The organism is Mesorhizobium sp. M0060 (assembly GCF_040323155.1).
GTDB lineage: Bacteria > Pseudomonadota > Alphaproteobacteria > Rhizobiales > Rhizobiaceae > Mesorhizobium.
This window is the reverse complement of record NZ_JAMYUP010000012.1, coordinates 19,307-31,386: the sequence shown is the minus strand read 5'-3', so window position 1 is coordinate 31,386 and position 12,080 is coordinate 19,307. Positions and strand designations below refer to the sequence as shown.

General features: G+C 62.2%; 11 protein-coding genes. 6 read left to right on the top strand and 5 right to left on the bottom strand.

Going from position 1 to position 12,080, the window contains the following annotated elements; translation table 11 throughout:
• The first annotated feature begins 26 nt into the window (after positions 1-26).
• On the top strand, positions 27-506 hold the full coding sequence (locus NKJ94_RS14040) for a DUF1772 domain-containing protein (protein WP_352525742.1): 480 nt from the start codon (positions 27-29) through the stop codon (positions 504-506).
• A gap of 138 nt (positions 507-644) precedes the next feature.
• Here the strand turns inward: NKJ94_RS14040 and NKJ94_RS14035 are convergent, their stop codons facing one another.
• Positions 645-890, bottom strand: a complete 246-nt coding sequence (locus tag NKJ94_RS14035) for a hypothetical protein (RefSeq protein ID WP_352525741.1) — start codon at positions 888-890, stop codon at positions 645-647.
• A gap of 46 nt (positions 891-936) precedes the next feature.
• Positions 937-2,937 carry a protein-L-isoaspartate(D-aspartate) O-methyltransferase gene (locus tag NKJ94_RS14030; protein WP_352525739.1) on the bottom strand — a complete coding sequence of 667 codons (2,001 nt, stop codon included), beginning with the start codon at positions 2,935-2,937 and terminating at the stop codon, positions 937-939.
• A 302-nt stretch (positions 2,938-3,239) separates the two neighbouring features.
• Here NKJ94_RS14030 and NKJ94_RS14025 point away from each other — a divergent pair, with 302 nt between their 5' ends.
• Together NKJ94_RS14025 and NKJ94_RS14020 are read left to right on the top strand one after the other, a co-directional pair.
• Positions 3,240-5,651, top strand: coding sequence for a phosphoketolase family protein (locus NKJ94_RS14025; protein ID WP_352525737.1), 2,412 nt, complete (start codon positions 3,240-3,242; stop codon positions 5,649-5,651).
• Positions 5,609-6,829 (top strand): acetate/propionate family kinase, encoded by a 1,221-nt coding sequence (locus tag NKJ94_RS14020; RefSeq protein ID WP_352525735.1) that lies wholly within the window; start codon positions 5,609-5,611, stop codon positions 6,827-6,829. The genes NKJ94_RS14025 and NKJ94_RS14020 overlap by 43 nt, the downstream gene beginning before the upstream one ends.
• Before the next feature lie 48 nt (positions 6,830-6,877).
• Here NKJ94_RS14020 and NKJ94_RS14015 read toward each other — a convergent pair whose 3' ends face one another.
• The gene (locus tag NKJ94_RS14015) at positions 6,878-7,957 is read right to left on the bottom strand and encodes a sensor histidine kinase (RefSeq protein WP_352525734.1); all 1,080 of its coding nucleotides are present in this window, start codon (positions 7,955-7,957) and stop codon (positions 6,878-6,880) included.
• 111 nt (positions 7,958-8,068) lie between these two features.
• Positions 8,069-8,308: a KTSC domain-containing protein gene (locus NKJ94_RS14010; RefSeq protein WP_352525733.1), complete on the bottom strand. Its 240-nt coding sequence runs from the start codon at positions 8,306-8,308 to the stop codon at positions 8,069-8,071.
• A gap of 111 nt (positions 8,309-8,419) precedes the next feature.
• Between NKJ94_RS14010 and NKJ94_RS14005 the strand changes: the two genes are divergently transcribed.
• On the top strand, positions 8,420-9,058 hold the full coding sequence (locus NKJ94_RS14005; RefSeq protein ID WP_352525732.1) for an alpha-ketoglutarate-dependent dioxygenase AlkB: 639 nt from the start codon (positions 8,420-8,422) through the stop codon (positions 9,056-9,058).
• A gap of 34 nt (positions 9,059-9,092) precedes the next feature.
• Here the strand turns inward: NKJ94_RS14005 and NKJ94_RS14000 are convergent, their stop codons facing one another.
• Positions 9,093-9,557: an NUDIX hydrolase gene (locus tag NKJ94_RS14000; RefSeq protein ID WP_352525730.1), complete on the bottom strand. Its 465-nt coding sequence runs from the start codon at positions 9,555-9,557 to the stop codon at positions 9,093-9,095.
• Between the two features lie 124 nt (positions 9,558-9,681).
• On the opposite strand from NKJ94_RS14000, the gene ku reads away from it, so the two are divergent.
• Both ku and NKJ94_RS13990 read left to right on the top strand, forming a co-directional pair.
• Positions 9,682-10,515 (top strand): non-homologous end joining protein Ku, encoded by an 834-nt coding sequence (gene ku, locus NKJ94_RS13995; protein WP_352525728.1) that lies wholly within the window; start codon positions 9,682-9,684, stop codon positions 10,513-10,515.
• Between the two features lie 93 nt (positions 10,516-10,608).
• Entirely contained in the window at positions 10,609-12,009 is a 1,401-nt protein-coding gene (locus NKJ94_RS13990) for a PAS domain-containing HWE histidine kinase family protein (RefSeq protein ID WP_352525727.1), read from the top strand.
• Positions 12,010-12,080: the final 71 nt, after the last annotated feature.

Here is a 12,080-nt window from a genome sequence, read left to right as displayed (position 1 = left end):
CTGGGAGTAAGAACATGCGCGTATTCATGATCGCCACCCTTCTTCTGGTCGCTATCACGATGGCGCTCTCACTTGCGCACGCATTGGAATTGCCCGGCAAGTTGCGCCTCGAGGAGGCCACCTACAAATCTGTGCAGGCGATCTACTATCCCGGCTTCACGGTCGGCGGGTTCGCCGAGATCGGCGGCATCATCGCACTCGCCATCCTGCTCTACCTGACGCCTTATCCAAGCGCCCGATTCTGGTGGACCTTGGCAGCCCTTGTCTTCTTGCTGGCGGAACATGCGACTTATTGGTTGATCACGCATCCCGTCAACAATTTCTGGGTGCAAGACGTTGCTACGCCGAAATCAGCCGCGACGTTTTTTTCAATGTTCTCTCGAAAGCAGGTCGGCGACTGGAGAGAGTTGCGCAACGTCTGGGAGACCTCGCATGTCGCCAGGGCAGGTTTGGCGATGCTGAGCCTCATCTCAATTGCTGTCGCCGCGACATTTTTTGCTGAATAGGGCCGAGGAATCCTGAATAGGGCCGAGGGATCGCGACGGCGCCCTCGTCCGCCAATTTTCCGGCCGCGAACGTTCCATCCTCAGATCAGGGAACGAGACGCGGCGCCGTACTGTCTTAACGTTGAGCAATCCGGTCGTTCAGCGGCCGGCGCGATGCTTGTTATGGGCGCTTTCCTGGTGCTCGCCGCGGATGATGTTGCGATCGTCGGGATCGGCAATGTCCTTTGGGTCCGACCTGAGCTCGGCACCGCGCCGGAACGCCTCGCGCTCTTGCCTGGTCTTTTTCAAATCCGCTTCCGCGTCGAAATCCTTGCCGGCGTTTTTCGTGTTCTCGCGCTCTTCGATAATGCGCAATTGCTGCTCATGAGTCTTTTTTCCGACCATCGGTGACCTCCTTCTTTCTATGTTCCGCTTCCCCAGGTCCAATCCGCTAGAGCCCGAAAGGATAGGTCTCGGGAACGCCTGTCCCAACATGCTCCGGCCCAAGCGGCGTCACGGCACTGGTTTCATCGAACCAGACGAAAGCATCGAACTGCCGGGCAAGCGAGGCATCCGCATAGTGGCTGTGCAGCTCGGTCTCGGGCCGGTAGATGACGCCGATAAAGCGCTCCAGCCGGCGCTCCAGAAGCCGTTGGCGCAGCGTGTCGTCGCGCTCGAAATCGAGCAGGAAAGGCGAGACGCCGCTGTCATGGCAAAGCCGCTCATAGCTGTCGTTGTGGGAAGGCCGAACCGGTTTCACCTCCATGTCACCGTCCCAGTCCGTGGCCGCGGCCACCGTCCCGGAATGCGTGCCGAACCCGATCAAGGCAACCTCGTCGCCAAAACGCTGGCGGCAGAGCTGGCCGATGTTCACTTCGTCTCTGATGACCCCCATCTCGGTGTAGCGGGCATCACCGATATGGGAATTATGTGCCCATACCACCGCCTTGGCGTTCGGGCTGCGGGCCTGCAGTAGGTGCTCCAGCGTTTCGAACATATGGGTGTCGCGCAGGTTCCAGGATTGCGCGCCGCCATAATACATGGTGCGATAATAGCGCTCGGCGGAGGCGACCAGACGGGCATTCTGGGTGGCGTCGAGGAAGTCGATGCCGTCCTGCTGCGCATAGTCGAGCTCTCTGGAAAGCAGTTCGCGACATTGCTCGAGCACGGCCTTCTCGCATTTCTGGTAGCCGGAGGTGAGTGCGACACGGCCATAGGTGGCCGGGTCGTTCTGCCACGGCGTCAAGCAGCCGTAGCGTTCGCGTGCGATCCTTGCGGCCTGTGGGTCGACCCGATCGAGATATTGCAGGACCGCCGCGATCGATCCACCCATATTGTAGATGTCGAGGCCATAGAACCCGGCCCGCCGGGAGGATATCCTGATCCGCTCATTATGCTCTCGCATCCAGTCGACGAACACCGCGACGTCGGTGTTTCGCCACATCCAGGTGGGAAACCGCTGGAACGGCGGATCGGCGCCGGGCCGCGGCGGCCTGTGGCGGACATAGCGGTCGATCGCCGCGGCATCGGGCCAGTCGGCCTCGACCGCGATGATGGTGAAGCCATGCTTTTCGATCAGCCTGCGAGTGATCGCCGCGCGCGCCCGGTAGAACTCCGACGTGCCGTGGCTGGCTTCGCCGAGCAAGACGACGCGCCGGTCGGCAAACCGGTCGAACAGCGCACCGAAGGCCGGATCGTCGAAATCCGGAAGCGGTTCAGCGGCGGTCGCTATCATCTGCGGCAGGCTGCTTCTGCGCTGATGCCGGTGCGGAAGATCGGCCGCTATTTGGCTGTCGCTGCCTGGCTCGCCCCAGCCTTGCTCGCCGATCAGCGGAACAAACCGCACGCCGCCGAAATCCTCCTCGGTGTAGGTTGCGGCGCCGGTACGGGTGACCTTGAGCAGGCGCTGCGAGTCGAATTCATCGCCGACCGGGATGACAAGCCGGCCAGCGACGTCGAGCTGTTCTTGCAGAGCGAGCGGTGCGCCGGGTCCGGCGGCCGCAACCAGGATCGCATCGAAGGGTGCCGCCTCGGGCCAGCCCTTGGTGCCGTCGCCGGTGCGGACTTCGATATTGTCGTAGCCAAGCTTTTTGAACCGTTGCCATGCCGTTTCAGCCAACGCGGCGTGGCGCTCGATCGTGTAGACGCGTTCGACGATCCGGCTCATCACGGCAGCCGCATAGCCCGAGCCGGTGCCGACCTCGAGGACATGGTCACCGGCTCCGATCTCCGCCATTTCGATCATGAGCGCAACGATATAGGGCTGCGATATCGTCTGACCTTCGGCGATCGGCAGCGGCCCATCCTCATAGGCGAATTCCTCAAAACCAGGATCGACGAAAGCCTCGCGCGGGACCTCGCGCATCGCCTGAAGGACATTGCGGTCGCGAATGCCACGGCGGCTTAAGTGGATGTCGACCATTTGGTTGCGGGCATCGGAGAGATCGAGCATTTTTTTGCTCCTCTTACGGGCCTCCGCCACAATCGCCCAAGCTGCTCAACGGCACTTTGGCCGGTCCATATCCCGGGGCCTCGGCAGTCCACTTGGATTCATGCAATGCGGTGCATCTTCCTAACCGTTGGCAAGCCCCGAGGTTCCCCAAAAGCCCGACCCGCTTTTTGTCTGCGAGGCAGGTTGTAGGATCGGCAAGCGGGCGCTGGCCGCGCCGCCCAAACTTATTTCGAGGCAAATCCTTTCTCCGACGCGACGCCACTCCAGATAACGACGGACGAGGGTATTCCGGAGGCATTGCCATGAACGACGAGGCCCGCACTCCCGCGCAAACAACCGGCCTTGACCAGGGAGATCTGATGAACCGCTACTGGCGCGCCGCGAACTACGTTTCGGTTGGGCAGATCTATCTGCTCGACAATCCGCTCTTGCGCGAGCCCTTGCGGCCCGAGCACATCAAGCCGCGGCTGCTCGGCCATTGGGGCACGACACCCGGCCTCAATTTCATCTATGTGCATCTGAACCGGATCATCCGTGAACGTGGTCTCGATGTCCTGTTCATCTGCGGTCCGGGTCACGGCGGCCCGGCAATGGTCGCCAACACCTGGCTCGAGGGCACCTACAGCGAAATCTATCCCGAGATTGGCAGGGGTGAAGACGGTTTGCGAAAGCTGTTCCGACAGTTCTCGTTTCCCGGCGGAGTGCCGAGCCACGCGGCTCCGGAGACGCCCGGCTCCATCCACGAGGGCGGAGAGCTCGGCTATGCGCTGGTCCATGCCTTCGGCGCCGCCTTCGACAACCCCGATCTTGTGGTTGCCTGCGTCGTCGGCGACGGCGAAGCAGAGACCGGCCCGCTCGCCGCGGCCTGGCATTCCAACAAGTTCCTGAACCCGGCATCCGACGGTGCCGTCCTGCCGATCCTGCATCTCAACGGCTACAAGATCGCCAACCCGACGATCCTCGGCCGCATGGAAGACGAGGCGTTGCGGAGCCTGTTCCTCGGCTATGGCTACGAGACCTTTTTTGTCGAAGGCCATGAGCCTGCCACGATGCACCGCGAGATGGCCCGCACGCTCGATGCCGTGCTCGACCGGATCCGCTCGATCCAGGAGCCTGCCCGAGCCGCGGGCTGGAAGGGAGAGCGCCCGTTGTGGCCGATGATCGTGCTGCGCAGCCCAAAGGGCTGGACCGGACCGAAAGAGGTCGACGGCAAGAAGGTGGAGGATTTCTGGCGCTCGCACCAGGTGCCGGTGTCGAACGCACGTGGCGACGGGGCGCACCGCCAGATCCTCGAAGACTGGATGCGCAGCTACGAACCGGAGACGCTGTTCGACGAAGGCGGCCATCTCCTGCCGGAGCTCGCGGCGCTTGCGCCAACAGGGTCACGACGCATGGGCGCTATCCCTTACGCCAATGGCGGCCTGCTGAAACAAGACCTGGTGCTTCCCGATTGGAAAGGCCTGGCGCTGGACGTACCGCGTCCGGGTGGCACCGTCGGAGAGGCGACGCGGACAGCCGGAAGCTATCTTCGCGACGTGATCCGCTTGGCCGCCGATGCCAGGAATTTCCGGCTGATGGGACCGGACGAGACGTCCTCCAACCGCCTCGACGACGTGTTCGAGGTTACGGACCGTGTCTGGATGGAGCGGATCGAGCCTTACGACGTCCATCTTTCCCGTGACGGCCGCGTCATGGAAGTGCTCAGCGAGCATCTTTGCCAAGGTTGGCTGGAGGGCTATCTGCTGACCGGCCGCCATGGCCTGTTCTCGTGCTACGAGGCGTTCGTCCACATCGTCGATTCCATGGTCAACCAGCACGCCAAATGGCTGAAGACCTCCGGCGAGCTCGCCTGGCGCAAGCCGATCGCCTCGCTCAACTACCTGCTGACCTCGCATGTCTGGCGGCAGGATCACAACGGCTTCAGCCACCAGGACCCGGGCTTTGCCGATTTCGTGGCCAACAAGAAGGCGGATACGGTCAGGCTCTATTTCCCGCCGGACGCCAACACGTTGCTCTGGATCACCGACCATTGCCTGAAAACCTACAACCGCATCAACGTCATCGTCGCCGGCAAGCAGCCGGCGCCGCAATGGCTATCCGCCGACGCCGCGGAAGCACACTGCAAGGCCGGCGCGGGCATCTGGGAATGGGCCGGGACAGTTGCCAGGGACGAGGATCCGGATGTGGTCCTGGCCTGCGCCGGCGACGTTCCGACGCTGGAGACGCTCGCTGCCGCCGACATCCTGCGATCGCGGATTCCCGACCTGAAGATCCGCGTCGTCAATGTCGTCGACCTGATGATTTTGCAGTCGAATTCCGAGCATCCGCATGGCTTTGCCGACGACAAGTTCGACGCGCTGTTCACCAGGGCCAAGCCGGTCATCTTCGCCTATCACGGCTACCCCTATCTCATTCACCGCCTGACCTACCGGCGCGTCAACCACGACAACATGCATGTGCACGGCTTTCGCGAGGAAGGCACGACGACGACGCCGTTCGACATGGTGGTGCTCAACCAGCTCGACCGCTATCATCTGGCGCTTGCCGCGATCGCGCGCGTGCCCGGGCTGGCCGAACGGGCGAAGGATCTTGCCACCGAGCTGCATGGGAAATTGGCTGAGCACACGGCCTATGTCCGCCAGCATGGCGAGGATATGCCCGAGATCCAGAAATGGAGCTGGCCGCAAGACACGGCAACGAGGGCTGGCGATTGATGCGCTCGATCCTCGCGCTGAATGCCGGCTCGTCCAGCATCAAGTTCGGGCTTTACGATCTTGAAGCGTCCGCCGAACTGGATCTTGCCTCGCGCGGTTCGCTGGATTTGGGCGATGCGCCAAGGCTGACTGCGAAAGCCGGCGATGGGGCGGTGCAGTGCGATCGGCCACTTGCCGCACACTCATCGCGCGACATGGGCATCGGCCAGATGCTGCAATGGATCGAGAACGAACTTGGCGGAAGGAAACTGATCGCCGCCGGCCACCGCATCGTCCATGGCGGACGCGACTTCGTCGAACCTGTCCGCCTGACGTCGACAGTTATCCAGGCTCTCGATAGGCTGACGCCGCTTGCGCCACTGCACCAGCCGCGCAGCCTAGCGCCGATCCGGGCGCTTGCCGCGTTGCGGCCGGACCTGCCGCAGGTCGGATGCTTCGACACGGCCTTCCATCGGACAATCGAGCCGATGGTCAGCCGTTTCGCGCTGCCGCGCCACTATGAGGCAGACGGCATCCACCGCTACGGGTTTCACGGACTCTCCTATGAATATGTCGCCGACCGGCTCAAGCAGATGTCACCCGATCTGGCGGCGAAAAGAACCATCGTCGCCCATCTCGGCAACGGCGCGAGCCTATGTGCCATGCGCGACGGGCGAAGCGTCGATACGACGATGGGCTTTTCGGCGCTTGACGGCCTGGTCATGGGCACGCGCTGCGGCGCCATCGATCCCGGCGTGCTTTTGTACCTCCTGCTGGAGAAAGGCGTCGGAGGCGACGCACTTCAGCACATGCTCTACGAGGAATCCGGGCTGCTGGGCGTGTCCGGCATTTCCGGCGACATGCGCACGCTGGAAGCCAGCGATGACCGCCAGGCCCGCGAAGCGGTGGAGCTTTTCGCCTTCCGCGCCGCCAGGGAGATGGCGGCCCTCGCCAACACGCTGGGCGGCCTCGAATGCCTGGTATTCACAGCCGGCATCGGTGAGCACTCTGCTCCGGCCCGCAAGGCAATCTGCGACAGGCTTGGCTGGCTTGGCGTGGCGGTCGACGAGGTCGCCAATAGTTCCCATGCCGCGCTCATAAGCCAGGCGGGCAGCAAGGTCGAAGTCCGCGTCGTGGCGACCGACGAAGAAGGGATGATCGCCGCTCACACGCGCAAGCTGATGGAGGAGCCCAGCTGATGCGCATTGTCTGGAACGATCCCGTTTGCGGCGGCGCTGTCCGACCGGCTACGTCGCGAGCGCGGCCGATCTGTTGAAGACGATGGTGACCCGCGTTCCTTTGCCCGGGGTCGAGTCCACCTCGAACCGGGCTTTGGCATTCTCGGTCAGCGACTGCGCGATCAACGCTCCAAGCTTGCCGGGTTTCGGCCAGGTCTCGCCTTCGGGCAGGCCGATGCCGTCATCGGCCACAACGATGCGAAATCCGTCGCCGTCTACCACGCTGCGCAGGGTGATGGTCCCGCCTTCACGGCCCTGAAAAGCGTGTTTCAGCGCGTTCGTTAAAAGCTCGTTGACGACCAGTCCCGTGGGCATCGCAACGTTGATGGACACGGGATGGGTATCGACCTTCATATCCAGCCGGATGCCCTGCATGGCATGCGACGTCATCACGGCAGAAGCGATCTGGCTGAGATAGACGCCGAGGTCGACCTCGGCCTTCTGTTCGTCGGCCGACAGCGTCTGGTAGAGGATCGCAAGCGCATCGACGCGGCCGGCGAGGCGCTCGAAACGTTTCTGGTTGGGTGATGCCGCGCTGCGGGCCTCCAGCCTGATGAGCGCCGTGATCATCTGGAGATTGTTCTTCATCCGATGCTGCAACTCGCGCAACAGCGTGTCCTTTTCGCGGATGCGTTCTTCGATGGCCTCGCTGTCGCCTGCCTTGTGCGCGGTGACGTCGACAAAGGCGACCAGTCGAAAGGACCGCTGCCCGCGCTCGTCCACGATCAGGTTCGAATAGACGTCGACGATGGCCGGCTCCGCGCCGGCACGTCGCATCCTGAACGTTCCCGCCCGATCGGTATCCTCGACGATGGCCTCGGCCAGCGGCCGATGCTCGTGTTCGCCCAAGCCTTCTCCGCTGAGCGCAGCCCAATTCCCGCGTTGCAGCTCTGCCCCGGAAACACTAGACAATTTCTGGAACTCGGAGTTGACATAGACGACACGCTCGTCGCCGCTCAAATCGGAAATTGCGATCGCTATCGGGAGCTGGTCGAGGAACCTCTTGAAGCGGTCGCTATCCAAGGCGCTCGCCAGATCGGGGGTGTCCAGCAATTGCTGGATCTGCTCTGTTTCGGCTTCGGCGGACATTCCAGGCTTTCGATGTCTTCGGATGAGGCCAGATCAATATCAGACACTCGCCAACTGCGAAGTACGCTCATTGCCGCCGTGCGGCCAGGGATGGCGGACAGTCAGGGTGGGTCAGGAATGGGATGCATCCGAAGGCTCAGCTCGAACGCTCTGCTCGACCAGATGGTATCTATACCGGTCGCGAATATGCTCGTTGAAGAACCGGCCCTTCGACGAGGATTTGCGAAACGCGGCGTGGACCTGCGGCGGCACGTCCTCGTAATCATAGCGGTTTCCGCTCGGGACGAACCATACGGAGAGTATCCTCGTCGCCGGTTGGTAATCGATGCTTCTGATCGCAGTTGAAGGCATTCTCAACAGGTCCAATCCACGCCGTCGTGTGAATAACCCTGCACGGAGAGCGAAGTTCCTTCCTGCCGAAGCAGCCTTGCCGCTACGAGGCGGCTTCACGAAATACGGTTGATGCCATCGCTCAAGACATCGGCTGCAGGCCGCCAGGGTGATCTCTTTGCCGCCGCGGGCGACCTGCCGGAAGGATTTCACTACCGGCCCGAACTGATCACGCCGGACGAAGACGCAGAGTTGACGAGCCAGCTCGCAAGCCTGCCTTTTCGGGCCTTCGATTTTCACGGCCATCTGGCAAACCGGCGGGTGGTCGGTTTTGGGCTGCGTTATGATTACGACCGGCGCGAAGTCGTCGAGGCACCGCCGATACCCGGCTTTCTGCTGCCGTTGAGGGAAAAGGTTGCGGATTTTGCCCGCTTGCCCGCCGAGACCTTCGTGCAGGTTCTGATCAACGAGTACCGGCCAGGCGCCGGTATCGGCTGGCACCGCGACAAGCCTCATTTCGAGGCGGTCGCCGGCGTTTCGCTGCTGGCCGCCTGCAGCTTTCGCCTGCGCCGGAAAAACGGCACGCGATGGGACCGCAAGACGGTCATGGTCGAGCCAAGATCGGCCTATCTGATGACGGGCGCAGCGCGCAGCGAATGGGAGCACAGCATTCCGCCGGTTGCCGAGCACCGCTACTCGATCACGTTGCGGACGTTGCGGCCGCAAACGCACTTAAACCAGAGCGGTGACGAAGCCTGGGCACTGCCCTGAAGGACCACTGCCCTGAAAACTGGGCCGATACGGTTCATTCGGCGCCGTGCTGCTTGGCAAAATCCGCCAGCATGGCGCGCTGGCCTTTCAGGATCTTGATCTCGGCCTCAGGCAAGGAGAACCAGCCCGCTCTGTCCACTTCGGGAAATTCCTTCATCGAGCCGGACCTTGGCGGCCATTCCATGACGAAGGTATTGCTGCTGATGGCTTCGGTGTCGAAGTCCGCTTCGACGCACCATGCGATGACGAGCTTGCCGCCCGGCTGCCTGTAGCTGCCAAAGTGTTCGAAAACTCCATCGATGGCCACGCCGAGCTCCTCTTCTGCCTCGCGTTTTGCCGCCGCCAGCTCGTCCTCGTTCTCGTCGACCAAGCCCTTCGGGATCGACCATGCGCCGTGGTCCTTCTTCGCCCAGAACGGTCCGCCCGGATGCACCAGCAAGACCTGGAGAAGGCCTTCGCTTCGGCGATAAATCAGCAACCCAGCGCTGCGTTTGGCCATTCCGCTATTCCCTGACGAAAATGAAACGAACGTTCTCGTCCGGGCCGACATATGGAACAGCCTGCCATGGCGGAACGATTTCCGCTCGCAGCCGTTCCGTCCGTTCGGCAAATGAGTGATTGACATGGCGACGCCGCGAGCTGCCTGGAAGGGCTTTATGAAAGTCGGATCGGTTTCCTGTGGCGTCAAGATCGTCGGCGCCGTCAGCGAGGCCGAGAAAGTGCATTTCAGGATCCTGAACCGCAAAGACGGTCTCCCGGTCAAGAGCGCCTATCTAGACGAGGAGACCGGCGACACGGTCGAGGCGGCCGAGCAGGTAAAGGGCTACGAGGTCGAGAAGGGCGAGTTCATCCGGATAGAGCCGGACGAAATCAAGAAGCTGAAGATGGTGTCGCAGCATACGCTTGAGATCGGCGAGTTCGTGCCGGCCGTAGAAATCGACACGCGCTACCTCGAAAAACCCTACTATCTCGTCCCAGCCGACGCGCCCTCCACCGAGGCTTTCGCGGTGATCCGGGACGCGATGGCCAGGAAGAAGGTGGCAGCCCGCTCCTGCGTCGTGCTGTACCAGCGAGGCCGAGAGGTGCTGATCCAGCCGCTGGGCAAGGGCATGCTGATGACGGAACTGCGAAATCACAATGAAATGATCGCGGCGGCCGCGGTCTTCGAAGGCCTCAAGGCTCGCAAGGTCGATCCTGAGATGCTGGAAATCGCGCAATTGCTGATCGACAAGAAGCCCGCCAAATTCGACCCTTCGAAGTTCGAAGATACTTATGAAAAGGCGCTGGTTGCGATGATCGAGGCCAAGCGCAAGGGCAAGAAGCCGCCCAAGCCGGCGCCTGAGCCCAAGACGAACGTCATCAATCTCGCCGATGTTCTGCGCAAAAGCCTGGCGCAAGAGGGCGGCAAGGTTTCGAACAAAAGTTCGAAGACGACCGCGAAACGCAAATCGGCCTGAATGCCCGAAAGCAGAGCGAACGGAACCGAAACCATTCACGCGCATTTAGGAGGACGTTGCAATCCGTCGGCAAGCAAGCGGAACGGGGGACTGGTGAACGTCGTTGAACTAGGGGCCGCCGGAATCCCGCAAGTTTCCTCCGCCGACCTGATGCAGGCGTTGCCCGTCGCTGTCTACACCACCGACAAACAAGGCTACATCACCTACTTCAACGAAGCCGCTGCCGATCTCTGGGGATATCGCCCGGTGATCGGCCAGGACCGCTGGTGCGGTTCATGGAAGCTTCGCCATCTCGACGGGCGGCCGATGGCGCATGACGAATGTCCGATGGCCGTTGCCTTGGTCGAGGAGCGGGACGTTCGTGCGGGCCGGGCAATCGCCGAGCGGCCGGACGGCCAGCTCATCCCGTTCAGCGCGCATCCGATCCTGCTTCGCAATGAAACCGGCGAGGTTGTCGGCGCCATCAACACGCTGCTCGATCTGCGCACGCAGACGCTGGCCGACGAGGCCGGCATAAGGCTTGCTGCCATCGTCGAATCCTCGATGGACGCCATCGTGTCGAAAGACCTGAACGGTATCATCACCAGCTGGAACGACGCGGCGCAAAAACTGTTCGGCTATACGCCTGCCGAGGCGATCGGACGGCCGGTGACGATCCTCATCCCGCCCGACCACCTGGATGAGGAAACCCTGATCATCAGCCGCATTCGCGCCGGCGAACGGGTTCCTTCATACGAGACTATCCGGCAGCGCAAGGACGGCACCCTGGTCCCGGTTTCGCTCACCATCTCGCCGATACGCGACGGCATCGGACGAATCGTCGGCGCCTCGAAGATCGCGCGCGACATCAGTTCCCACAAGGAGAGCGAACGGCGCATCCGCATGCTCATGCGCGAGGTCAACCATCGCGTCAAAAACCAGTATTCGGTGATCGTCTCGATGATCCGCGAGACCAGCAAACTGGCGAGCACGCCGGCGGCTTTCCTTTCACAGGTTCGGGAGCGCATCATGGCCCTTTCGGAATCCCACGATCTCCTGGTCGATGCCGAATGGCAGGGCGCGACGGTCGGCGAATTGATCCATGCCCAGACCAAGGCCTTCGCAACACAGGCCCGTCTGTCGATGACCGGGCCGACTGTCATGCTGCAGCCGAACGCCGTGCAATATCTCGGCATTGCCTTTCACGAGCTGGCCACCAATTCGGTAAAGCACGGAGCGCTGTCGCGCCATGGCGGACGGGTCGAGATCGAATGGACCGTGACGCCGGCCGCCGATGGCAGCGATGGCTTCCGCCTTGTCTGGCGGGAACTGGACGGACCGTTGGTGGATGAGAAAACGCGACGCGGCTTCGGAACGGTTGTGCTTAAACGCGTTACGCCCCAGGCGCTCAGCGGCACAGGACGCCTCGAGTTCCACAGGCACGGCGTCACCTGGACGCTGGAAGCGCCGCTGCGCTTCGTACAGATGTCGATGGCTGAGATCGCGATTGATTGAAGGCCGCTCGGGCTCGGCAGCCACGACGTGAGCAACCGCAATTCCTTGTGGAAATAATAAGGAGGAGCAGC

Coding starts and splice junctions, on each gene's coding strand:
- NKJ94_RS14040 (WP_352525742.1), top strand. CDS start 27: ATGATCGCCACCCTTCTTCTGGTCGCTATCACGATGGCGCTCTCACTT.
- NKJ94_RS14035 (WP_352525741.1), bottom strand. CDS start 890: ATGGTCGGAAAAAAGACTCATGAGCAGCAATTGCGCATTATCGAAGAG.
- NKJ94_RS14030 (WP_352525739.1), bottom strand. CDS start 2,937: ATGCTCGATCTCTCCGATGCCCGCAACCAAATGGTCGACATCCACTTA.
- NKJ94_RS14025 (WP_352525737.1), top strand. CDS start 3,240: ATGAACGACGAGGCCCGCACTCCCGCGCAAACAACCGGCCTTGACCAG.
- NKJ94_RS14020 (WP_352525735.1), top strand. CDS start 5,609: ATGGAGCTGGCCGCAAGACACGGCAACGAGGGCTGGCGATTGATGCGC.
- NKJ94_RS14015 (WP_352525734.1), bottom strand. CDS start 7,957: ATGTCCGCCGAAGCCGAAACAGAGCAGATCCAGCAATTGCTGGACACC.
- NKJ94_RS14010 (WP_352525733.1), bottom strand. CDS start 8,308: ATGCCTTCAACTGCGATCAGAAGCATCGATTACCAACCGGCGACGAGG.
- NKJ94_RS14005 (WP_352525732.1), top strand. CDS start 8,420: ATGCCATCGCTCAAGACATCGGCTGCAGGCCGCCAGGGTGATCTCTTT.
- NKJ94_RS14000 (WP_352525730.1), bottom strand. CDS start 9,557: ATGGCCAAACGCAGCGCTGGGTTGCTGATTTATCGCCGAAGCGAAGGC.
- ku (WP_352525728.1), top strand. CDS start 9,682: ATGGCGACGCCGCGAGCTGCCTGGAAGGGCTTTATGAAAGTCGGATCG.